The following is a 20,267-nucleotide window of genomic DNA, read 5'->3' as shown; positions in this document are numbered from 1 at the left end:
ACGATCACCCCATGAACGGTCAACCGCTCACCGGCCAGGCACCGGACCCCACCGCGGCACCCCTGCGGCTCGGCACCCGGCGCAGCGCGCTCGCCATGGCCCAGTCGGGCATGGTCGCCCGTGAGGTGACCCGCCTCACCGGGCGCCCCGTCGAGCTGGTGGAGATCACCACCTACGGCGACACCTCCCGCGAGGCGCTCGCCCAGATCGGCGGAACCGGTGTGTTCGTCTCCGCGCTGCGCGACGCGCTGCTGGAGGGCCGGATCGACTTCGCCGTGCACTCGCTCAAGGACCTGCCGACCGCGGCCCCCGAGGGCCTGCTGCTGGCCGCCGTCCCCGAGCGCGAGGACAGCCGCGACGCCCTGGTGGCGCGCGAGGGCCTGGCGCTCGGCGAGCTGGTGGAGAAGCTGGCCGGAGCCGGCCGCCCGGCCCGGATCGGCACCGGTTCGCCGCGCCGGATGGCGCAGCTGAACGCCTGGGCCCGCGAGCGCGGCGACCGGCTGGAGACCGTCGCGATCCGCGGCAACGTGGACACCCGGATCGGCTTCGTGACCTCCGGTGAGCTCGACGCCGTGGTGCTGGCCACCGCCGGCCTGAACCGGCTCGGCCGGTCCGCGGAGATCACCGAGCACCTCGACCCCGAGCTGATGGTCCCGGCCCCCGGCCAGGGCGCGCTCGCCATCGAGTGCGTCGCGACCGACAGCGGTCTGGCCACCGTGCTGGCGGCCCTCGACCACGCCCCCACCCGGGTCGCGGTGGCCGCCGAGCGGGCCCTGCTCGCCACCCTGGAGGCCGGCTGCTCCGCACCGGTCGCCGCGCTGGCCGGCTGGAACCACCGATCCGAACTGCGGCTGGAGGGCGTGGTCGGCACCGTCGACGGCGCCGACCTGCTGAAGATGTCCGCCCACGGTCCGATCGTCCTCGACGAGACCGCCGAGCGACAGGCGGTGGCCCTCGGCCGCGCCCTGGCCGCCCGGCTGCTCGACGCGGGCGCGGCCGCCCTGATGGGGGAGCGAGCCCGATGAGCCCCACCGCCGCCACCGACAGCCCGTTCCCGGCCGACAGCCCGTTCGGGGGTACGGTGCCCGCCAACGGCCGGTGCACCTTCCTGGGCGCGGGCCCCGGCGACCCGGGCCTGCTGACCCTGCGCGCGGTCGAGGTCCTGGCCTCGGCCGACGTCCTGGTCGCCGACCCGCTGACGGCCGCCGCCGTGCGCAGCCACTGTCCGTCGGGCGTGCAGGTGCACGCCCCCGGCGCGGAGGGCCAGGACTTCGACCTGGCGCGGCTGGTCGCCGAGGCCGTGCGCTCCGGCAAGCACGTGGTGCGGACCGTCGACGGCGACCCGGGCCTGGACGGCTGCGCCGCCGAGGAGATGCTCGGCTGCGCCGGAGCCGGGATCGCCTTCGAGGTGATCCCGGGCGTGGCCCAGTCGGTCGGCGTGCCGGCCTACGCGGGAGTGCCGCTGCGCGGCGCCGCCGGGACGGACGTCCGCTTCGTGGAGGCCGCCGCGCTGCTGGCCGGCTCCCCGGTGGACCTGGGCGCGCCGGGGACCACCCTGGTCGTGCGCACCACCCTGGGCCAGCTGCCGGCCACCGCCAACGCGCTGGTCTCCAACGGCCGCAAGCCGGAGTCGGCGCTCAGCGCGACGCTCTCCGGCACCACCACCCGCCAGCGGACCTTCACCGCGACCCTGGCCACCATCGCGGCGGACCTCAAGGCCGCCCGGGTGCTGCCCGCGCCGGTGTCCGCCCCGGTCGACCCCGCCACCCCCGTGATAGCCGTGGTCGGTGAGCAGGTCGCCCACCGCTCCTCGCACTCCTGGTTCGAGACCAAGCCGCTGTTCGGCTGGAACGTCCTGGTGCCGCGCACCAAGGAGCAGGCGCACGGCCTGTCCGAGCAGCTGCGCTCGTACGGCGCGGTGCCGCAGGAGGTGCCGACCATCGCGGTCGAGCCGCCGCGCACCCCGCAGCAGATGGAGCGGGCGATCAAGGGCCTGGTCACCGGCCGGTACGAGTGGATCGCCTTCACCTCGGTGAACGCGGTGCGCGCGGTGCGCGAGAAGTTCGAGGAGTACGGCCTGGACGCCCGGGCGTTCGCCGGGATCAAGGTCGCGGCGGTCGGCGAGACCACCGCGCAGGCTCTGGTCGACTTCGGCGTGAAGCCGGACCTGGTGCCGTCCGGCGAGCAGTCCGCGGCCGGGCTGCTGGAGGACTGGCCGCCCTACGACCCGGTGTTCGACCCGATCGACCGGGTACTGCTGCCGCGCGCCGACATCGCCACCGAGACCCTGGTGGCCGGCCTGGTCGAGCTGGGCTGGGAGGTCGACGACGTGACGGCGTACCGGACGGTGCGCGCCTCGCCGCCGCCGGCCGAGACCCGGGAGGCGATCAAGGGCGGCGGCTTCGACGCGGTGCTGTTCACCTCGTCCTCGACCGTGCGGAACCTGGTCGGCATCGCGGGCAAGCCGCACAACGTGACCGTCATCGCCTGCATCGGCCCGGCCACCGCGAAGACCGCGGAGGAGCACGGCCTGCGGGTGGACGTGATGGCCCCGGCCCCGTCGGCCGCGGCGCTGGCCCAGGCCCTGGCAGACTTCGGGGCCAAGCGCCGGGACACCGCGACCGCCGCCGGCGAGCCGGTCTACCGGCCCAGTGAGCGCCGCCCCGGCTCGCGCCGCAAGGCCGCGCGCTGAACCGAGGCCGGGGGCGGACCACCCGAACCGCCCCCGGCACCCGCACCACCGTTCGGAGAGAGAAGCCGTGTCCGCTGAATTCCCGTACGTCCGCCCGCGCCGGCTGCGCTCGACCCCGGCGATGCGCCGGCTGGTCGCGGAGACCCGGCTGCACCCGGCGGAGCTGATCCTGCCGCTGTTCGTCCGCGAGGGCGTGCGCGAGCCGGTCCCGGTCTCGTCGATGCCGGGGGTGGTCCAGCACACCCGGGAGACCCTGCGCAAGACCGTCACCGAGGCGGCCGCGGCGGGTCTGGGCGGCGTCATGCTGTTCGGCGTCCCCGAGACGCAGGACGCGACCGGCAGCGAGGGCACCAACCCGGACGGCATCCTCCAGCAGGCGATCCGGGACGTGGTCGCCGAGGTCGGCGACGCCCTGGTGGTCATGTCGGACCTGTGCCTGGACGAGTACACCGACCACGGCCACTGCGGTGTGCTGGCCGCGGACGGTTCGGTGGACAACGACGCCACCCTGGAGCGCTACGCCGAGATGGCCCGGGTGCAGGCGGACGCGGGCGTCCACCTGGTCGGCCCGTCCGGGATGATGGACGGACAGATCCGGGTGGTCCGCGAGGCCCTGGACGGGGCCGGTCACCAGGACGTCGGCATCCTCGCCTACACCGCCAAGTACGCCTCGGCGTTCTACGGCCCGTTCCGGGAAGCGGTCGGCTCCTCGCTGAAGGGCGACCGCAAGAGCTACCAGCAGGACCCGGCCAACGCCCGGGAGGCGCTGCGCGAGCTGGAGCTGGACGTCGCCGAGGGCGCCGACCTGGTGATGGTGAAGCCGGGCATGGCCTACCTCGACATCCTGCGCCAGGTCGCCGACGCCTCGCCGGTGCCGGTCTCCGCGTACCAGGTGTCCGGCGAGTACGCGATGGTCGAGGCGGCCGCCGCGAACGGCTGGATCGACCGGGAGCGGATGATCCTGGAGACGCTGACCTCGCTGCGCCGGGCCGGTGCCGAGCAGATCCTCACCTACTGGGCCCTGGAGGCCGCCGCGATGGTGAAGTAGCCGGGGCGGGACCCCGGACACGGCGGAGGCCGGGCCCCTGCGGAAGGGGACCCGGCCTCCGTTGCGTCCTACCAGCCGCCGAGGTGGGCGAAGCCCTCCTCGCCGCCGACCGCGTCGGTGGAGGTGGCGGCACCCCAGCCGTGCGCGCCGGCGTGGATGTTCGAGGTGTGGGCCAGGCCCCACCACTCGCCGGCCGCGAACACCGGGTGGGCCGAGGCGGCGAACTCGCCGCCGCCGACCACGCCGACGTGCGCGGACGCCGCCGGGGCGGCCAGGCCGGCCAGCGCCAGTGCGCCGACGGCGGTCAGAGTGACCTTGACCAGCTTGCTCTTCATGGATCTGCCCTCTCATCCGGAGCGCCCCGTGCGGGCGCTCTGCCACTGACGTGTGCTCCGGTCCGGGTACCGGGGACCGGCCCTGACACGGGACCACACGCTGCCGTCCGGCGCGGTGCCCCACGCGCCGCGCCGACGGTCTGTCACCCGGCCGGACGCCGCCGGTGCGGCCCGGCCGGAACTCCGGTCCGGTACGCCCGGAGGGCCCGGGGACCAGACGTCCCCGGGCCCTCCGTCGCGCCGTGCGACCCGATCAGCCGATCAGGTGCGAGACACCCGCGTCGCCCGAGGACTGGGTGTTCTGGCCGACGTTGCAGATCTGCTTCGGGGTGCTGTTGAGGATCGGCACCTCGACCGGGACGGCCACGCCGAGGACGGCGACCGCGATGTTGTGGACCTCCGGCAGGCAGATGTTCGCGTTGTCGAGGGTGTGGAAGTTCGGGCTGTGGTCGCCGTGGGTGCCGGTCTGGTTGGTACCACCGTTGCCCTGGGCGGAGACGGCGGCACCGTCCGAGTCGGCGATGGCCGAGGCGGAGCCGGCGGACATCGCGATGGCGGCGGCGGCCAGACCGGCGGCGGCGAGAGACTTCTTGATCATTTCGGTGTTCCTCTCAGGGGTGAATCGGGGAGCGATTCGAAGGGTGGATCAGGAGGGGTGACGCAGCTTGGGACGAGCAGGTCAGCCGATCAGGTGGGAGACGCCCGAGTCGCCCTTGGTCTGGGTGCCCTGGCCCTGGGTGCAGTACTGCTTGCCACCGCTGTTGGCGATCGGGACCTCGACCGGGACGGCCACGCCGAGGACGCCGACCGCGATGTTGTGGATCTCGGGCAGGCAGACGTTCGCGTTGTCCAGGAAGTGGAAGTTCGGGCTGTGGTCACCGACGGTGCCGGTGAAGTTGGTGCCGCCGTTGCCCTGGAACGACCCGGCGGAGCCGTCCGAGTCACCGATGGCCGAGGCCGGCGCCGCGGCGACGGCCAGCGCGGCGGCGGCCAGGCCGGCGGCCGCGAAGGACTTCTGGATCATGGGGAGATCCCTCTCTGAAAAGCTCTTGGTTTCCGTGCGTACAACGCGTACAACGCTCAGACCCGGTCTGCGGTCACTGACGCTCAGATCAAAGAATGACGGCACGGAAGGTTACGGGGATTTCCGAAAAGAGTCCGGGAGGCGCGACGGCCGCGTGTTTCTTGTCGGATTATTAGCCCGAACCGGTTAACGGCCCAATCCGGGATCCGGGTGGATCGTTGAGCACATTGCTTTCGGCTGCGCCCGCGCAGCCTTCCCTGTAGAGATCTCCACCACGGACAGGCAGAACGGTGAAAAGCATGAGGTTCTCCAAGCGGGCCGGCGCGATGCTGCTGGCGGTCGGTGCGGGCGTGCTCGCCTCCCAGGGGGCGGCCGCCGCCGCTCCGGTCGGCCCCGAGCAGGTGGGGGCCCTGGAGGAGCAGCTGGGCACCCAGCAGGTGCCGGTGGACATCCCCCTGGCGCCGTTGGACAGCCGGATTTCGGGCGGCATCCCGACCTCGCTGGTGATGCCCCCCGTGCCCGCCCACGGCACCGGGGACGCGCTGATCCCGGAGCGCATCGTGCCGCCGCTGGGCACCGGCCGGGTCGGTCCGACCGCCAAGGCGGAGCTGCCGCTGCCGTTGCTGGACCGGGGCGCCGACCTCGGCGAGCTGCTGCTGGACGCCCCGGCGGCGCCGCTGCACGCCGACACCCCCGGCATCGGCCTCGGCAAGCCGCTCTCGCTGGCCCAGGACGGCACCGGCCAGCTCGCCGACGGCCGGGTCAAGGTGGACGAGATCGACCCGCGGCTGGTGACCGGCGCGGTGCAGGCGGTGCCGGGCGCCAGCGCCTCGCTGGGCAAGGACGACGAGCGGATCTCGGTGACCGACTCGGTGGACAACCTGGCGACCACCACGACCGCGACCACCACCGGCGTGGTCCAGGAGACCGGTCTGGCGGGCCTGGCCCAGCTGTAGCCGCGAACGCCCGGGAGCCCGGCACCCGTGTCCGAGGACGGAGTGCCGGGCTCCCGCGCGCGGCGCCGGTGGGTGCGGGGGGCTCAGCCGGGCAGGGTGCCGAGCACCCCGCCGACCAGCGGCAGGTCGCGCGGGCCGCCGCCGGCGCTGAGCGGCCCGGTGAGCAGGTCGGTGCCGACCGGCCCGAGGCCGGAGTTCTCCGGCCGCACCGTCGCGCCGTTGTTCAGCACGTCGGCCGAGGAGTTCGCCCACGGGTCCAGGCGGAGGTCCTTGACCGGGGCCACGGCGTAGCCGAGCCCGGCGGTGGTGCCGCCGAGCGCCTGGTTGACGTCGGTCTTGGCCAGGGCGGCGCCGCCCTCGGCCGGGGCCGCGTGCGCCGCGCCCGCGCCGGCACCGCCGAGCAGCATCGCGGCGCCGAGGGCGGCGGCGAGGCCGGCCCCGCTCTTCTTCGAAACCATGCGCAATCACCTTCGGGGGGAGGGGTGCCCCGGGCGGCCGGACCGCGCCCGGGTACGCCGAACCGCCCCCCGGCCGGCGGGCCGGGGGGCAGTGCGGGCGGAACGCGTGCCGATGGGGATCAGCAGTCGTCCATGTCGTGGTGGTGCTCGGCCTCCGCGTTGATGCAGGTGTTGCCGAACGCCGGGTTCAGCAGGCCGATCACGTTGATGGAGTTGCCGCACAGGTTGACCGGGATGTGCACCGGGACCTGCAGCTGGTTGCCGGAGGCGACACCGGGCGAGCCGGCGGCGACACCCTCCGCGCCGGAGCTGGCGGCGGCACCGCCCGCGGCGCCGAGCACCAGGCCGGCGGCGGCGGCGGAGAGGACGGCGGCCTTCTTCACGTTCTGCATGGGGGTTGATCTCCTAGATCACACACGGGTTGAGCGGGCCGCACCCCGCCCTCGGCGGGGTGCGGCCCGGGCACGGCCGATCGACTGTCGCCGGTGCGGCGACGGCCGGGTCAGCCCTGGTTGACGCAGGTGTTGCCGAACGCCGGGTTCAGGATGCTGATGACCCCGATGGAGTTGCCGCAGACGTTGACCGGGATGTGCACCGGGATCTGGATCTGGTTGCCGGAGAGCACACCCGGGGAGCCGGCGGCGACACCCTGGGCGCCGGAGCTGGCGAACGCGCCACCGGCCGCACCGACCACCAGGCCGGCGGCGGCGAGGGACAGGGCGGCAGCCTTCTTGAGGTTACGCATGTGGTTCTTCCTCCGATTTCTGCCCGACCGTCTGTGGAATAGTCGGGATCCGGGCGAGGTGAAATCCTGGCCCGGTGGCTTCTGGGAATACCGTGATTGTCACTCGGGCGGCCCAGATGGCGCGTGTCGCCCGTGGTGCGGGCGATGAGCGGCCGCCGCGGTACCGTGCGCCGCGAACGATTCCCGCACGGCCGGGAAGAATTCGCATCGACGCGCGACCGGGAGGAATTCCGGACGGGCTTGGACCGGCGGCGGATCTCCTCGTCGTAGCGGGCGGGTGGAGCGTGTTCCGACTGTGAGAACGAGGCAGTGCGCCGGGGGAAACGGTCGGATGCGGCAGTCACCCGAATGCCCGGCCGGGGGTCCGTTCCTCCGGACGGGTGACAGTGGCCATGCCCTCGCAACCGGCTCGACCGGGTCTCGTTGGAGATGTCGCACTCCCCGTGCATCTCTGTCGAACAGTCAGGAGGCTCCTCATGAGCATCAAGAAGACGGCCGCCGTCGGCGCCGCTGTTGTCGGCATCGTGGCCGCCGGTGCCGGTTCCGCGATGGCCAGCTCCGGCGCCGAGGGTGTTGCCGCCGGTTCCCCCGGTGTCATCTCCGGCAACCAGATCCAGGTCCCGGTCCACGTGCCGGTCAACCTGTGCGGCAACACGATCGACATCATCGGTCTGCTGAACCCCGCCTTCGGCAACACCTGCGTCAACAACGGCTGATCGTTCCTCGGTCCGGCCGGTGCGAGCCGCCGCTCCCGCGCTTCCCTCCTGGGGTGCGGAGTGGCGGCTCGAGGCGTTTGTCACCCCCGGTGCCGGCGGCCGCCGCCGTCGGCACCGCTTGCTTCCGGCGGCAGGCCGGGGTCCGGCCCCCCGGCCCCGCGGCCGATCCGTCCACGACCCGCCCGTCCGGCCACTGGACGGGCTGCCCGCCCGTGCGGCGGGCGGGGTGTCGTAGGCTCGCCCGGCGTCGCGGTGTCGGTCGGCGCGCCGGACGCGAGTGGGGCGGGGAGTACCAGAGCTGATGAGCACGGCATCGAGCACCGAGTCGTCGGGCGGGGGCGCGGGCGTGCCCTCGTCGGCCTCCCAGCCGTCGCCGCCGTCCGGGTCGGTGGATCCGGAGGAGACCGGTCGGCCGGACGTCCCGGCCCCGGGCCCGGGCCGCATCGGCGCCCTGGTCGACCGCTTCGCACCGGCGCTCGGCGCCTACGCGGTGGTCAAGGCGACCGGGCTGACGGTCTTCCTGCTGCTGCTCTCGCACACCGAGGACTTCCTGAAGAAGGACCCGGGGCGCGGCGGCGGCGCCCACCCCTGGGACGTGCTCGGCACCTGGGACGGCATCTGGTACCAGCGGATCGCGGAGAACGGTTACGACCCGCAGCTGATCCCGCTGCACGGCTACCCGCTGGCCACCTACTACGAGAACTCGGCGGCGTTCTTCCCGCTCTACCCCTGGCTGATGCGGCTGGTGGGGGCGGTGACCGGGCTCGGCCCGTACGGCTCCGGGATCGTCGTCTCGGTGCTGGCCTCCTTCGTCGCCGCCGCCGGGATCTTCGCGATCGCCGAGCGGCTCGGCGGCTTCCGGGCCGGGGTGACCGCGGCGGTGATCTGGGGCCTGTTCCCCGGCTCGGGCGTGGAGTGGGCGGTCTACTCCGACTCCCTGTTCGTCGCCCTCTCGGCCTGGGCCTGCTACTGCGTGATGACCCGCCGCTGGCTGGCCGCCGGCACGCTCGCCCTGGTGGCCGGTCTCAACCGGCCGACGGCGGCCACGGTGATCGCCGCCGTCTCGATCTCCGCGCTGGTGGCGCTGGTGCGGCGCACCGACGGGGTGGCCCGGCCGCTGACCGCGATGCTGATCACCCCGTGGGGCATGCTCGGGTACATCGCCTGGGTCGGCTGGCGGATGGGCGACTGGACCGGCTACTTCAAGCTCCAGCGCGGCGCCTGGAACCGCTACTTCGACTGGGGCTCGTCCACCCTGAACAGCACCCTGGACACGATCACCGGGCACTGGACGTTCTGGCAGTCCAATCCGACCCCGGACCTGATCGCGGTGTGCCTGCTGATCGCCCTGCCCGGACTGCTGGTGCTGCTGCTGCGGCTGCGGCCGCCGCTGGTCCTGGTGATCTACACCCTGCTGACCGTCTTCATGGCGCTGAGCAGCAACCAGATCTACGGCAACATCTCGCGCTACCTGTTGCCGGCCTTCCCGCTGTGCGTCGGTCTGGCGGTGGCGCTGCGGCGACTGCGGCCGAGCACGGTGGCCGGGCTGTTCGCGATGCCGGCGGTGGCGGCGGGCTGGTACGCGGGGTACGCGCTGTTCGAGCTCGGCATCCCGTAGCCCGGCGGTACCCGGCTCCGGGGAAACAGTCCCGCACGGGATCGTCCGTCGGCGGACGGTCGTTGCTAACCTCGGACTCATGACGACCAGCCCGCCCGTGCGGCGCATCCGTGACATCTCCGGCCTGCTGGACCACGCCAGCCATGTGCTCGCGACCAGGATGGCGGCCGCCTTCACCGAGCTCGGGATCACCCCGCGCGCGTACTGCGTGCTGTTCCACGCGATGGAGGCCGAGCGCACCCAGATCCAGCTGGCCGAGCTGGCGGACCTGGACAAGACCACCATGGTGGTGACCGTCGACGAGCTGGAGAAGGCCGGGCTGGCCGAGCGCCGGCCGTCCGCCGCCGACCGCCGGGCCCGGATCATCTCGGTGACCGAGGCGGGGGAGCGGGCCGTCGAGCGGGGCACGGCGATCGCGGACCGGGTGCACCAGGACGTGCTGGAGGCGCTACCGGGGGATGAGCGCACCGCCTTCGTCTCGGCGCTGACCAGGCTGGTGGGCGGGCCGCTGGCGGAGCCGGTGGAGAGCGAGCGGACGGTCCGTCGGGCCCGCCGTTCCCGAGGTTGAAATCAGGAAGAGGATCATCCCCAGGAAGATTCTCTTACAAGAGATAGTCCACAACAAAACCATCTGCTAGCGTCTTACCCGGTACTCGACCACCGGGAGACCCGCTATGACCACGCACGTCCTGACCGAGCCCGCCCCGGTCGCCCACGCCGCGCCCGCGCCCGGCGCACCCGCCCCGACCCGCTCGCGCGCCCTCGCCCTGGCGGTGCTCTGCGCCGGGATGCTGATGATCGTCCTGGACGGCTCGATCGTCACCGTCGCCCTGCCGGCGATCCAGCAGGACCTCGGCTTCACCCCCGCCGGTCTGACCTGGACCGTCAACGCCTACCTGATCGCCTTCGGCGGCCTGCTCCTGCTCGCCGGCCGGCTCGGGGACCTCGTCGGACGCCGGAAGGTGTTCGTCGCCGGGCTGCTGCTGTTCACCGCGGCCTCGCTGCTCTGCGCCCTCGCCACCGACCAGGACATGCTGATCGCCGCCCGCTTCCTCCAGGGTGTCGGCGGCGCGCTGGCCTCCTCGGTCAGCCTCGGCATGATCGTCACGCTCTTTCCCGAGCCGGCCGAGCGCGGTCGCGCCATCGGCGCGTTCAGCTTCGTCGGCGCGGCCGGCGCGTCGATCGGCCAGGTGCTCGGCGGCGTCCTCACCGAGGCGCTGGACTGGCACTGGATCTTCCTGATCAACCTGCCGCTCGGCCTGACCGCCGCCCTGCTGGCCCTGCGGGTCCTGGCCCCCGACCGCGGGCCCGGGCTGCGGGCCGGCGCCGACGCCCCGGGCGCGGTGCTGATCACGGCCGCGCTGATGCTGGGCATCCACACCGTCGTCGGCACCGCCGAGCACGGCTGGACCTCCGCGCGGACCCTCGGCCCCGGCGCCCTCTCGCTGGTCCTGCTGGCCGGCTTCCTGGTCCGGCAGGCCCTGGCGGCGGCACCGCTGCTGCCGCTGCGGATGTTCCGCTCGCGGGCCGTCTCCACCGCCAACGCGGTGCAGGTGCTGGTCATCGCCGGAATGTTCGGCTTCCAGGTCCTGGTGGCGCTCTACCTGCAGAACGTGCGCGGCTACGGGGCCGCCGCCACCGGTCTCGCCATGCTCCCGGCCGCCGTCGCCATCGGCGCCGTCTCCCTGCTGCTCTCCGCCCGGCTGAGCGCCCGGTTCGGCGAGCGCGCCGTCCTGCTGGCCGGCCTCGGGACGCTGGTCGCGGCGCTCGGCCTGCTGACCCGGCTGCCGGCCGACGCGGGCTACGTCGTCGACCTGCTGCCGACCATGCTGCTCGTCGGCGGCGGCGGGCTGGTGCTCTCCGGCCTGGCCGCGCTGGGCATGTCCGGCGCCGGCGAGGCGGACGCCGGGACCGCCTCCGGGCTCTTCAACACCACCCAGCAGGTCGGTGCCGCGCTCGGGGTGGCCGTGCTCTCCACCCTGGCCACCTCCCGCGGCGACGCCCTCGCGGCCGCCGGCCGGCCCGGGGCGGAGGCGCTCACCGGAGGCTTCCGGCTCGCCTTCACGGTCGCCGCCGGTCTTCTCGCCCTGGCCTTCGCCGTCACCGCGCTGCTGCCGCGTCCGAAGAAGTGAGGACCCCTCCGGAGCCGCCCGCGACCCCGCGGCCCCGGAGCGGCGACAGGTCGTTTCCGGTCGGCTTGTATGCTCCACCTGGCGCCGGGGTGGACGTTCTGGCCGCCGATCGTTCGAGGACACAGCCGTGAGAGGTGCGGGGATGTCGGGTCGCCGAGACAGGAGTCGGTCCAGCGTGGCCAGGCCGCGTTCGGAGGATCCGACCGGCTCGGCGGGTTCGGGTGCGTCCGGGGGCGGCTCCAAGGCCGGTGCCGCCGCGGCCGGTTCGGGCACCGGCACGGCCGGTGCCAGTGGCTCGATCCCGGCGCCCAGGGCCGGCGGCCGGGCCGAGGCCAGGCGCGCGGCCCAGGGCAAGGGCGGCCGCGGTTCCTCGGGCGGCGACGGCGGGTCGAGCGGTTCGGGCCACCGCAAGGCCGGCGGGCGCGGCAAGAAACCCGAACGCAAGATCAAGAAGATCGTCGGCTGGACGGCCGTCGGCGCCCTGGTGCTCATAGCCGGGACCGGCGGGGCGATCTACCTCAAGCTCAGCGGCAACATCAAGACCATCGACGCGGACGGGCTCAGCAAGGACCGGCCGCCGGAGTCCGCGGCCGACGCCAACGGCAACAAGCCGGTGAACATCCTGCTGATCGGCTCCGACAGCCGGGGCGCCGGCAACTCCGACCTCGGCGGCGGCAACGCCGAGGGGGCCCGCTCGGACACCACGATCCTGCTGCACGTCTACGCCGACCACAAGAACGCCATCGGCGTCTCGATCCCGCGCAACACCCTGGTGACCATCCCGCCCTGCAAGCTCCCCAACGGCAAGTGGACCAAGGAGCAGAAGGGCAAGGACATCCTGTTCAACGCCGCCTTCGCGCAGGGCGACTCGGTGGACGGCAACGCCGCCTGCACCCAGAACACGGTGGAGAAGCTCACCGGGATCCGGGTCGACCACACCCTGGTGGTCGACTTCTCGGGCTTCGCGGCGATGACCAAGGCCGTCGGCGGCGTCGAGGTCTGCCTGCCCAAGGCCATCTTCGAGGGCGACATCAACCCGAACCTCACCAAGAAGGGCGCGCAGGTGCTCCCGGCCGGCCGTCAGAAGGTGGAGGGCCAGCAGGCGCTGGACTACGTGCGGCTGCGGCACGGCATCGGCGACGGTTCCGACATCGGCCGGATGAAGCGTCAGCAGGCGTTCATGAGTTCGATGATCAGCACGGTGAAGAAGAAGGGCCTGGAGCCCACCACCCTGCTGCCGCTGGCCGACGCGGCCACCAAGTCGCTGCGCGTCGACGAGGGGCTCAACTCGGTCGACAAGCTGATGTCGTTCGCCCTCTCGCTGAAGAACATCGACCTGCACGACCTCAAGTTCGTGACCCCGCCGTGGCGTTACAGCGACGCCAACCTCGACCTGGTGAAGCCGGACGTGGACAAGCTGTGGGAGGCGATCAAGGCCGACCGCACCCTGGACGGCAAGGACGCCACCGGCGAGCAGCCCGCCACCCCGGAGGCCCCGGCGGCGCCGGCGGCCACCCCGGAGGCCCCGCCGACCACCACCGCGCCGCCCGCGCGCGTCGCCGCGGCCCCGGTCAAGGTCGCGGTCTACAACGGAACGACCGTCAACGGGCTGGGCGCCAAGGCGGGTGAGGCGCTGAAGGCGGCGCAGTTCACCGTCACCGGCGTCAACCAGGCGAAGTCCACCAACAAGCTCACCACGACGGTCGAGTACGGCGCCGGGCAGAAGGCCAACGCCGAGAAGGTCGCCGCGCTGTTCCCCGGGGCCACCCTCAGCTCCACCACGGCGGCCGGCATCAGCGTCGTCCTCGGCAAGGACTACGCCGACGCCAACGGCGGCGCCGGCACGGCCGCCCCGGGCACCCCCGCCGTCCCGGCCCCGCTGCCTTCCTCGGTCACCGAGGAGGCCCGCTCCGCGGACGACGACATCTGCGCCAACACCAGCTACGGCTCCGGCGGCTGACCCTCCGGCACCCCCCGGCACCGACGGGCGGGTCCCCCGGCAACCCGCCGGGGGACCCGCCCGTCGTCCGTCCGGTGAGGCCGGTTGCTCAGGGCCAGACCAGGCAGTACAGCTGGTGGCCGGCCTCGTGCAGGCGGTTCGCGAAGTCCTGCCACTCGTGCAGCATGCTGTAGATCACGAAGGCGTCGCGCGGGCCCCGGCGGTCGGGGACGGTGGACCAGATGAAGGCGGCGGCGCCGAGTTCGGTCTCGTCGGCCTTCCGCAGCGGTTCGACGACGTTGTGGGGGAGCTGGACGACGGCGTAGTCCGGGTGCAGCACGACCAGTTCCAGCGGGGGCACCTGGTGCAGCGGCACGCCCTGGATACCGGTGAGGACCATCGCGCTCATGGTCTCCGGTTTGATCTTGGTGGAGAGGTGGCCGTTGGGCGAGCCGCTGGTCTCCATCAGATCGCCGAGCCGGCCGAGCGAGCCGAGCTCGCCCGCGTCCAGGCCGAGCCCGCCGGGGCCCAGCGCGGTCGGGACCCGGGCCGCGGTCGCCCGGTCGGGTGCGCCGAAGTACTTGTACGTCACCCCCACGCGTCCCTCACCCCGCCTCTCACGGCCACGGCCGCCACGCCCCGTTCCCCCGCGTGCGGTCTCGGCGGGCCGGCGGGGGCCACCCGCGGCCTCGTCGTAGCCGTCCTGCGCCTCGGACACTCGGACCATCCTCACCGGAATTCGCCGGAATCGACAGACCCCCGCGCGTCCGGTGTCCCTCCGGACGCGCTCCTTACCCGTCATGCGCCGCCGTACCCAGTCGCGGTACGCGGCAGTCCTCTTCACACCCCTGCATCGACCAGGAGTTCCTGCCCACCCTCGCGGCCGGACGAACCCCGGAGACACTCCGGGTACATAGTCTGACTGGTCCAGGTCGCCGGGGCGGCCAGGGGTCCTGTTGTACGGATAACCGTACAGACTCGGGCGCCCGGATCATCGTTCCAGATGATGAGGTCCGACATGCAGAGGTGAAGGACACGATTTGAGACCATGTCCCCCGTGAGCTACCCCTACGAAGCACCCCAGTCCCAGTCGCTCTTCGATCGTGCCTCGGTCGTCACGCCCGGCGGCGTGAACTCCCCGGTGCGCGCCTTCCGCGCCGTCGGCGGTACGCCGCGCTTCATGGTGTCCGGAACCGGCCCCTACCTGACCGACGCCGACGGCCGCGAGTACGTCGACCTGGTCTGCTCGTGGGGCCCGATGATCCTCGGCCACGCGCACCCCGCCGTCCTGGACGCGGTGCGGGACGCGGTCTCCCGCGGCACCTCCTTCGGCACGCCGGGGCAGGGCGAGGTCGAGCTGGCCGAGGAGATCGTCGCCCGGGTCGCCCCGGTCGAGCAGGTCCGCCTGGTCTCCTCCGGCACCGAGGCCACCATGTCGGCGATCCGGCTGGCCCGGGGCTTCACCGGCCGCGCCAAGGTCGTGAAGTTCGCCGGCTGCTACCACGGCCACGTCGACGCGCTGCTGGCCGCCGCCGGTTCCGGCCTCGCCACCTTCGGCCTGCCGGACACCCCGGGCGTCACCGGCGCCCAGGCCGGCGACACCATCGTGCTGCCCTACAACGACCTCGCCGCCGTAGAGGCGGCCTTCCGGGCCCACCCCGGCGAGATCGCCTGCGTGATCACCGAGGCATCGCCCGGCAACATGGGTGTCGTCCCGCCGCTGCCCGGCTTCAACGGCGGCCTGGCCCGGCTCTGCCGGGAGAACGGCGCGCTGTTCGTCTCCGACGAGGTGATGACCGGCTTCCGGGTGTCCAGGGCGGGCTGGTACGGCCTGGAGGCGGCGCACGAGGGCTGGGCGCCCGACCTGCTGACCTTCGGCAAGGTCATGGGCGGCGGCTTCCCGGCGGCGGCCTTCGGCGGCCGCGCCGACGTGATGGCCCACCTCGCCCCGGCCGGCCCGGTCTACCAGGCCGGCACGCTCTCCGGGAACCCGATCGCCACCGCGGCCGGCCTGGCCCAGCTGCGCGGCTGCACCGACGAGGTCTACACGGCCGTCGACCGGGTCGCCGCCGAGGTCTCCGGTCTGGTCTCCGCCGCGCTCGCCAAGGAGGGCGTGACGCACCGGACGCAGACCGCCGGGAACATGTTCTCGGTGTTCTTCACCGAGGACGCCGTGACGAACTACGACGAGGCGAAGACCCAGGAGTCCTTCCGCTTCACCGCGTTCTTCCACGCGATGCTGTCCCGCGGCGTCTACCTGCCGCCGTCGGCCTTCGAGTCCTGGTTCGTCTCCTCGGCGCACGACGAGCGGGCGATCGAGCGGATCGCCGCCGCCCTCCCCGCCGCCGCCCGGGCCGCCGCCGAAGCCACCGCCTGAGCCACCGCCTGAGCCACGGCCCCGGGCCACCAGGCCCAGCGCCCCAGCCCTTACGAGTCCCAGGAGTACTGAGAAGTGAGCGCCAAGGACATCACCGTCGTCCATCTGATGCGGCACGGTGAGGTGCACAACCCGGAGGGCGTCCTCTACGGCCGCCTCCCGGGCTACCGGCTGTCCGAGCTGGGCCGGGAGATGGCCGAGCGGGTCGCCGAGGACCTGGCCGGGCGGGACATCACCCACGTGGTGGCGTCCCCGCTGGAGCGCGCCCAGGAGACCGCCACGCCGATCGCCCGGACCCACGGCCTGGACCTCGCCTCGGACGGGCGGCTGATCGAGGCGGAGAACATCTTCGAGGGCAAGACCTTCGGAGTGGGCGACGGCTCGCTGCGCAACCCGTCCTACTGGAAGTACCTCACCAACCCGTTCAAGCCCTCCTGGGGCGAGCCGTACCTGGAGCAGGCGGTGCGGATGATGGGCGCGCTGGCCGCCGCCCGGGACGCAGCGCGCGGGCACGAGGCGGTCTGCGTGAGCCACCAGCTGCCGATCTGGATCGTCCGCTCCTTCGTCGAGCGCCGCCGGCTCTGGCACGACCCGCGCAACCGGCAGTGCTCGCTGGCCTCGCTGACCAGCTTCACCTACGAGGGCGACCGGATCGTCTCGGTGGGCTACCGCGAGCCGGCCCGCGACCTGCTGCCGGCCCACCTGGTCGGCAAGGGCGGCAGGAGCAAGCCGGTGGGCAAGAGCTTCGGCGCCTGACGCCGCTCCGGGGGCGGCGGCCCGACGCCGGTCGGCCCCGGAAACGGGGCACCCGGTTCCGGGTACGCCGAGAAGGACCGGACGAGCGGAACGGTGCTCATGGTTCCCGATTCGGTGTAAGCGCCGTGTGAGTAAGACCTGGGTCACACTCCCGCGACACCCCGTGGAGCCGTCCCGCCGCAGGTCAGAGGGGGTCCGGCAGACAATGTCGGACCCCCCGGTACCTGCCCGTGACTCCATGCGAAACTTTTCACATGTCTGGCATGACGCGCCCCCGTCCCCGTCTCGCCGCCGCCGCGGTCACCGCCGCCGCTGCCGCGCTGGTCCTGACCGCCTGCAGCTCCTCCGGCTCCTCGGCCAGTGGTGACGGGCAGCTCGGTTTCGTCACCGCCAAGGGCAGCAACATCTCCACCGCCGCCGTCGGCCACCGCCAGGAGGCGCCGGACATCGGCGGCGACACGCTGGAGGGCGCCCCGGCCAAGCTCTCCGACTACCGGGGCAAGATCGTCGTGCTGAACGTCTGGGGCTCCTGGTGCGGCCCGTGCCGCTCGGAGGCCGACGACCTCCAGCGGATCTGGGACAAGTACAAGGACCAGGGCGTGCAGTTCCTCGGGATCAACACCCGGGACACCGAGATCAAGAACGCCGTCCGGTTCGAGCAGGAGAAGGGCGTCACCTTCCCCAGCATCTACGACCCGGCCGGCGCCCAGCTGCTCAAGTTCCCCAAGGGCAGCCTCAACCCGCAGTCCATCCCGACCACTCTGGTGGTCGACCGGGACGGCCGGCTCGCCGCCCGTGCCGTCGGCGGCCAGACCGACGACGCCCTCGAAGCGATGCTCCAGCCGGTGCTGGCGGAGCAGCAGCGGTGAGCGGGACGCTGCAGCTCGCCGACAACATCGGGACCATCCAGAGCGGGGCGCTGCTGGTCGCGGCGCCGATCGCGCTGGCGGCGGGCCTGGTGTCGTTCTTCTCGCCCTGCGTGCTGCCGCTCGTCCCCGGCTACCTCTCCTACGTGACCGGCTTCTCGGCCGCCGACCTCGCCGACGCGCGCGGGGCCCGGCGCGGCCGGATGCTGGCCGGCGCGGCGCTGTTCATCCTCGGCTTCACCGCCGTCTTCGTCTCCAGCGGCGCGCTGTTCGGCCAGTTCGGCGACACGCTCAAGGAGCACCAGGCGGTCATCAGCAAGGTGCTCGGCGGGCTCACCATCGTGATGGGCCTGGCCTTCATGGGACTGGTGCCCGGGCTGAGCATGCGCGAGGTGCGGACCCACCGCCGCCCGGTGGTCGGACTGCTCGGCGCGCCGCTGCTCGGCGTGGTCTTCGGCGTCGGCTGGACCCCGTGCATGGGGCCCACCCTGGCCACCGTCACCAACCTCGCGCTCAACCAGGCCGACGCCCAGCGCGGTGCGCTGCTGATGGTCTTCTACTGCCTGGGCCTCGGCGTACCGTTCATCGTGGCCGCGTTGGCCTTCCGCCGGGCGCTGGGTGCCTTCGGCTGGGTGAAGCGGCACTACCCGCTCGTCATGCGGATCGGCGGCGGCATGCTCGTCGTGGTCGGTCTGCTGCTGGTCACCGGCGTCTGGGACGCCATGGTGAGTGACCTGCAGAACCAGTTCGCCGGCTTCCAGATCGGAATCTGACCCGTGACCAACACGACGACCGACCGCGCGCAGGTCGGTGACACGGCGCAGGACGCCGCCGAGGGCGCGGCGGAGCGGCTCACCACCGCCCCGGCCGAGTCCGACGGCCCGACCGGCATCGGCGTGGTCGGCTGGCTGCGCTGGATGTGGCGCCAGCTGACCTCGATGCGGGTCGCGCTGATCCTGCTCTTCCTGCTCTCGCTGGCCGCCATCCCGGGCTCGCTGATCCCGCAGAACGGCCAGAACGAGTTCAAGGTCCAGAACTGGAAGGCGCAGCACACCACGGTCGCGCCGATCTACGAGAAGCTCCAGCTGTTCGACGTCTACAGCTCGGTCTGGTTCTCCGCGATCTACATCCTGCTGTTCGTCTCGCTGGCCGGCTGCATCGTGCCGCGCACCTGGCAGTTCGTCGGCGTGCTGCGCTCCCGGCCGCCGGCGGCGCCGCGCAACCTGACCCGGATGCCGGTGTACGCGGCCTGGCGGACGGACGCGGACGCCGCGGCCGTCAGCGCCGCCGCCCACCGGCTGCTGCGCGGGCGGCGCTTCCGGGCGCACCTGGACGGCGGCGCGGTCGCGGCCGAGAAGGGCTATCTGCGCGAGGTCGGCAACCTGGTCTTCCACCTGTCGCTGTTCGCGCTGCTCGGCGGCTTCGCCTGGGCGAGCCTGGCCAGTGGCACCGGCGGCAAGCTGCTGGTCGAGGGCGAGGGCTACTCCAACACGATCACCCAGCTCGACGACTTCACCGGCACCCGGTTCTACGGCACCGAGGACCTCGACCCCTTCTACGTGAAGCTGGACCGGTTCACCTCCAGGTTCCAGAACAACGGCTCGCAGATCGGCAGCGCGCGGCAGTTCACCGCGAACGTCGACTACTACGAGGGCAGCGACCCGTCGAAGCTCAAGCAGGGGAAGATCGAGGTCAACCACCCGCTGGAGATCGGCGGCAGCAAGTTCTTCCTGATCGGGCACGGCTACGCCCCGGTGATCACCGTGCGCAACGCCGCCGGCGACACCGTCTACACCGGTGCCACCCCGTTCCTGCCGCAGGACGGCAACCTGACCTCCACCGGCGTCATCAAGGTCTCCGACTACGGCCAGAAGGACGGGAAGCGGACCCAGCTGGGCCTGTCCGGCTTCTTCCTGCCGACGGCCCCGGTGGCGTTCGACCGGAACACCGGCCCGCGCTCGCTGTTCCCCGGTGACGCGGACCCGGTGCTCGTGCTCAACGCCTACGCGGGCGACCTGGGGACCGACTCCGGTCTGCCGCAGAACATCTACCAGCTCAACACGAAGAACCTGACCCAGCTCCAGCAGGACGGCGAGCCGGCCAAGGTCCGGATGAAGCCGGGCCAGGCGTGGCAGCTGCCGGACGGCTACGGCTCGGTCACCTTCGAGGGCTACAAGCAGTGGGCCAGCTTCAACGTCTCGCACCGGCCGGGGAACGCGATCGCGCTGACCGGCGCGGTGCTGGCGATCGCCGGTCTGATCGGCTCGCTGTTCATCCAGCGGCGCCGGATCTGGGTGCGGGCGGTGGCCCTGCCGGACGGCGGGACGCTGGTCGAACTGGCCGGGCTGGGCCGCAGCGAGTCGGCGAGGATCGCCGAGGAGCTGGCCGCGCTCGCGGTGGACCTCCAGGACGACGCCCCGGCCCTCGACGACGAGCCCGACGACGAGCCCGACGACGAGCCCGACGCCGCGCCCGAGGACGGGTCCGACGCCGAGTCCGGGAAGGAGCCCGAGGACGGGCCCGCCGACGGCAGCACGGAGGCCGACGAGGCCCCGGCACCCGCAGAATCCGCAGTCCCCACCGCGCAGAACTCCAAGGAGTAGAC

Annotated in this window: 21 protein-coding genes; 14 read left to right on the top strand and 7 right to left on the bottom strand. The window is 72.9% G+C overall.

All coding sequences use genetic code 11. From position 1 onward, the window contains the following. Window positions 1-11: 11 nt before the first annotated feature. The 3 genes from hemC to hemB all read left to right on the top strand — a co-directional run bounded on the left by hemC (window position 12) and on the right by hemB (window position 3,740). Window positions 12-1,025 (top strand): hydroxymethylbilane synthase, encoded by a 1,014-nt coding sequence (gene hemC / locus ACIQ9P_RS16515; RefSeq protein ID WP_402355539.1) that lies wholly within the window; start codon window positions 12-14, stop codon window positions 1,023-1,025. Next, a complete protein-coding gene (locus tag ACIQ9P_RS16510; RefSeq protein ID WP_402355537.1) occupies window positions 1,022-2,692 on the top strand; it encodes a uroporphyrinogen-III synthase in 1,671 nt (556 codons plus the stop codon). The genes hemC and ACIQ9P_RS16510 overlap by 4 nt, the downstream gene beginning before the upstream one ends. Window positions 2,693-2,759: 67 nt before the next feature. Further along, the gene (gene hemB / locus ACIQ9P_RS16505) at window positions 2,760-3,740 is read left to right on the top strand and encodes a porphobilinogen synthase (RefSeq protein ID WP_402355534.1); all 981 of its coding nucleotides are present in this window, start codon (window positions 2,760-2,762) and stop codon (window positions 3,738-3,740) included. A 68-nt stretch (window positions 3,741-3,808) separates the two neighbouring features. Here hemB and ACIQ9P_RS16500 read toward each other — a convergent pair whose 3' ends face one another. The 3 genes from ACIQ9P_RS16500 to ACIQ9P_RS16490 all read right to left on the bottom strand — a co-directional run bounded on the left by ACIQ9P_RS16500 (window position 3,809) and on the right by ACIQ9P_RS16490 (window position 5,099). Next, window positions 3,809-4,075, bottom strand: coding sequence for a hypothetical protein (locus ACIQ9P_RS16500; RefSeq protein ID WP_402355532.1), 267 nt, complete (start codon window positions 4,073-4,075; stop codon window positions 3,809-3,811). A gap of 253 nt (window positions 4,076-4,328) precedes the next feature. Continuing rightward, a complete protein-coding gene (locus ACIQ9P_RS16495; protein ID WP_037779809.1) occupies window positions 4,329-4,673 on the bottom strand; it encodes a hypothetical protein in 345 nt (114 codons plus the stop codon). An 81-nt stretch (window positions 4,674-4,754) separates the two neighbouring features. Further along, complete coding sequence (locus ACIQ9P_RS16490; RefSeq protein WP_030304790.1) at window positions 4,755-5,099, bottom strand: hypothetical protein; 345 nt, start codon at window positions 5,097-5,099, stop codon at window positions 4,755-4,757. A gap of 299 nt (window positions 5,100-5,398) precedes the next feature. Between ACIQ9P_RS16490 and ACIQ9P_RS16485 the strand changes: the two genes are divergently transcribed. Continuing rightward, on the top strand, window positions 5,399-6,055 hold the full coding sequence (locus ACIQ9P_RS16485; RefSeq protein ID WP_402355529.1) for a hypothetical protein: 657 nt from the start codon (window positions 5,399-5,401) through the stop codon (window positions 6,053-6,055). A gap of 83 nt (window positions 6,056-6,138) precedes the next feature. Here the strand turns inward: ACIQ9P_RS16485 and ACIQ9P_RS16480 are convergent, their stop codons facing one another. From ACIQ9P_RS16480 to ACIQ9P_RS16470, 3 genes are all read right to left on the bottom strand, one after another. Further along, window positions 6,139-6,513, bottom strand: a complete 375-nt coding sequence (locus tag ACIQ9P_RS16480; RefSeq protein ID WP_402355527.1) for a hypothetical protein — start codon at window positions 6,511-6,513, stop codon at window positions 6,139-6,141. Window positions 6,514-6,632: 119 nt separating this feature from the next. Continuing rightward, window positions 6,633-6,905 carry a chaplin gene (locus tag ACIQ9P_RS16475; protein ID WP_030393801.1) on the bottom strand — a complete coding sequence of 91 codons (273 nt, stop codon included), beginning with the start codon at window positions 6,903-6,905 and terminating at the stop codon, window positions 6,633-6,635. A gap of 110 nt (window positions 6,906-7,015) precedes the next feature. After that, window positions 7,016-7,258 carry a chaplin gene (locus ACIQ9P_RS16470; protein ID WP_360014555.1) on the bottom strand — a complete coding sequence of 81 codons (243 nt, stop codon included), beginning with the start codon at window positions 7,256-7,258 and terminating at the stop codon, window positions 7,016-7,018. 476 nt (window positions 7,259-7,734) lie between these two features. Here ACIQ9P_RS16470 and ACIQ9P_RS16465 point away from each other — a divergent pair, with 476 nt between their 5' ends. From ACIQ9P_RS16465 to ACIQ9P_RS16445, 5 genes are all read left to right on the top strand, one after another. After that, window positions 7,735-7,974: a chaplin gene (locus ACIQ9P_RS16465; RefSeq protein WP_360014552.1), complete on the top strand. Its 240-nt coding sequence runs from the start codon at window positions 7,735-7,737 to the stop codon at window positions 7,972-7,974. A 301-nt stretch (window positions 7,975-8,275) separates the two neighbouring features. Beyond that, the gene (locus ACIQ9P_RS16460) at window positions 8,276-9,592 is read left to right on the top strand and encodes a hypothetical protein (protein WP_402355524.1); all 1,317 of its coding nucleotides are present in this window, start codon (window positions 8,276-8,278) and stop codon (window positions 9,590-9,592) included. Between the two features lie 79 nt (window positions 9,593-9,671). Continuing rightward, window positions 9,672-10,160: a MarR family winged helix-turn-helix transcriptional regulator gene (locus tag ACIQ9P_RS16455; RefSeq protein WP_402355522.1), complete on the top strand. Its 489-nt coding sequence runs from the start codon at window positions 9,672-9,674 to the stop codon at window positions 10,158-10,160. Between the two features lie 106 nt (window positions 10,161-10,266). Further along, window positions 10,267-11,724, top strand: a complete 1,458-nt coding sequence (locus ACIQ9P_RS16450) for an MFS transporter (RefSeq protein WP_402355520.1) — start codon at window positions 10,267-10,269, stop codon at window positions 11,722-11,724. Between the two features lie 175 nt (window positions 11,725-11,899). Then, window positions 11,900-13,684: an LCP family protein gene (locus ACIQ9P_RS16445; RefSeq protein ID WP_402355518.1), complete on the top strand. Its 1,785-nt coding sequence runs from the start codon at window positions 11,900-11,902 to the stop codon at window positions 13,682-13,684. Window positions 13,685-13,772: 88 nt separating this feature from the next. Here ACIQ9P_RS16445 and ACIQ9P_RS16440 read toward each other — a convergent pair whose 3' ends face one another. Further along, window positions 13,773-14,390 (bottom strand): hypothetical protein, encoded by a 618-nt coding sequence (locus ACIQ9P_RS16440; protein ID WP_402355516.1) that lies wholly within the window; start codon window positions 14,388-14,390, stop codon window positions 13,773-13,775. A 321-nt stretch (window positions 14,391-14,711) separates the two neighbouring features. On the opposite strand from ACIQ9P_RS16440, the gene hemL reads away from it, so the two are divergent. From hemL to ACIQ9P_RS16415, 5 genes are all read left to right on the top strand, one after another. Further along, window positions 14,712-16,040, top strand: a complete 1,329-nt coding sequence (gene hemL, locus ACIQ9P_RS16435; RefSeq protein ID WP_402355514.1) for a glutamate-1-semialdehyde 2,1-aminomutase — start codon at window positions 14,712-14,714, stop codon at window positions 16,038-16,040. Between the two features lie 108 nt (window positions 16,041-16,148). After that, on the top strand, window positions 16,149-16,796 hold the full coding sequence (locus ACIQ9P_RS16430) for a histidine phosphatase family protein (protein ID WP_402355855.1): 648 nt from the start codon (window positions 16,149-16,151) through the stop codon (window positions 16,794-16,796). A 263-nt stretch (window positions 16,797-17,059) separates the two neighbouring features. Next, window positions 17,060-17,665 carry a TlpA family protein disulfide reductase gene (locus ACIQ9P_RS16425; RefSeq protein ID WP_402355512.1) on the top strand — a complete coding sequence of 202 codons (606 nt, stop codon included), beginning with the start codon at window positions 17,060-17,062 and terminating at the stop codon, window positions 17,663-17,665. Continuing rightward, on the top strand, window positions 17,662-18,435 hold the full coding sequence (locus tag ACIQ9P_RS16420; protein ID WP_402355510.1) for a cytochrome c biogenesis CcdA family protein: 774 nt from the start codon (window positions 17,662-17,664) through the stop codon (window positions 18,433-18,435). Before ACIQ9P_RS16425 ends, ACIQ9P_RS16420 begins: the two co-directional genes overlap by 4 nt. 3 nt (window positions 18,436-18,438) lie before the next feature. Then, window positions 18,439-20,265, top strand: a complete 1,827-nt coding sequence (locus ACIQ9P_RS16415) for a cytochrome c biogenesis protein ResB (RefSeq protein ID WP_402355508.1) — start codon at window positions 18,439-18,441, stop codon at window positions 20,263-20,265. Window positions 20,266-20,267 lie beyond the last annotated feature (2 nt).

It is taken from the genome of Kitasatospora sp. NPDC094019, from assembly GCF_044764505.1.
Taxonomy (GTDB): Bacteria; Actinomycetota; Actinomycetes; order Streptomycetales; family Streptomycetaceae; genus Kitasatospora.
The sequence above is the reverse complement of the archived record's forward strand: the minus strand, read 5'-3'. Positions and strand labels throughout refer to the sequence as shown.

What these genes read in the sequence shown, in the direction of transcription:
- ACIQ9P_RS16470 (WP_360014555.1), bottom strand. Translation starts at nt 7,258, where the DNA reads ATGCGTAACCTCAAGAAGGCTGCCGCCCTGTCCCTCGCCGCCGCCGGC.
- ACIQ9P_RS16455 (WP_402355522.1), top strand. Translation starts at nt 9,672, where the DNA reads ATGACGACCAGCCCGCCCGTGCGGCGCATCCGTGACATCTCCGGCCTG.
- ACIQ9P_RS16425 (WP_402355512.1), top strand. Translation starts at nt 17,060, where the DNA reads ATGACGCGCCCCCGTCCCCGTCTCGCCGCCGCCGCGGTCACCGCCGCC.
- ACIQ9P_RS16495 (WP_037779809.1), bottom strand. Translation starts at nt 4,673, where the DNA reads ATGATCAAGAAGTCTCTCGCCGCCGCCGGTCTGGCCGCCGCCGCCATC.
- ACIQ9P_RS16460 (WP_402355524.1), top strand. Translation starts at nt 8,276, where the DNA reads ATGAGCACGGCATCGAGCACCGAGTCGTCGGGCGGGGGCGCGGGCGTG.
- ACIQ9P_RS16485 (WP_402355529.1), top strand. Translation starts at nt 5,399, where the DNA reads ATGAGGTTCTCCAAGCGGGCCGGCGCGATGCTGCTGGCGGTCGGTGCG.
- hemL (WP_402355514.1), top strand. Translation starts at nt 14,712, where the DNA reads ATGTCCCCCGTGAGCTACCCCTACGAAGCACCCCAGTCCCAGTCGCTC.
- ACIQ9P_RS16440 (WP_402355516.1), bottom strand. Translation starts at nt 14,390, where the DNA reads ATGGTCCGAGTGTCCGAGGCGCAGGACGGCTACGACGAGGCCGCGGGT.
- ACIQ9P_RS16510 (WP_402355537.1), top strand. Translation starts at nt 1,022, where the DNA reads ATGAGCCCCACCGCCGCCACCGACAGCCCGTTCCCGGCCGACAGCCCG.
- ACIQ9P_RS16430 (WP_402355855.1), top strand. Translation starts at nt 16,149, where the DNA reads ATGCGGCACGGTGAGGTGCACAACCCGGAGGGCGTCCTCTACGGCCGC.
- hemC (WP_402355539.1), top strand. Translation starts at nt 12, where the DNA reads ATGAACGGTCAACCGCTCACCGGCCAGGCACCGGACCCCACCGCGGCA.
- ACIQ9P_RS16500 (WP_402355532.1), bottom strand. Translation starts at nt 4,075, where the DNA reads ATGAAGAGCAAGCTGGTCAAGGTCACTCTGACCGCCGTCGGCGCACTG.
- ACIQ9P_RS16475 (WP_030393801.1), bottom strand. Translation starts at nt 6,905, where the DNA reads ATGCAGAACGTGAAGAAGGCCGCCGTCCTCTCCGCCGCCGCCGCCGGC.
- ACIQ9P_RS16480 (WP_402355527.1), bottom strand. Translation starts at nt 6,513, where the DNA reads ATGGTTTCGAAGAAGAGCGGGGCCGGCCTCGCCGCCGCCCTCGGCGCC.
- ACIQ9P_RS16490 (WP_030304790.1), bottom strand. Translation starts at nt 5,099, where the DNA reads ATGATCCAGAAGTCCTTCGCGGCCGCCGGCCTGGCCGCCGCCGCGCTG.
- ACIQ9P_RS16465 (WP_360014552.1), top strand. Translation starts at nt 7,735, where the DNA reads ATGAGCATCAAGAAGACGGCCGCCGTCGGCGCCGCTGTTGTCGGCATC.
- ACIQ9P_RS16450 (WP_402355520.1), top strand. Translation starts at nt 10,267, where the DNA reads ATGACCACGCACGTCCTGACCGAGCCCGCCCCGGTCGCCCACGCCGCG.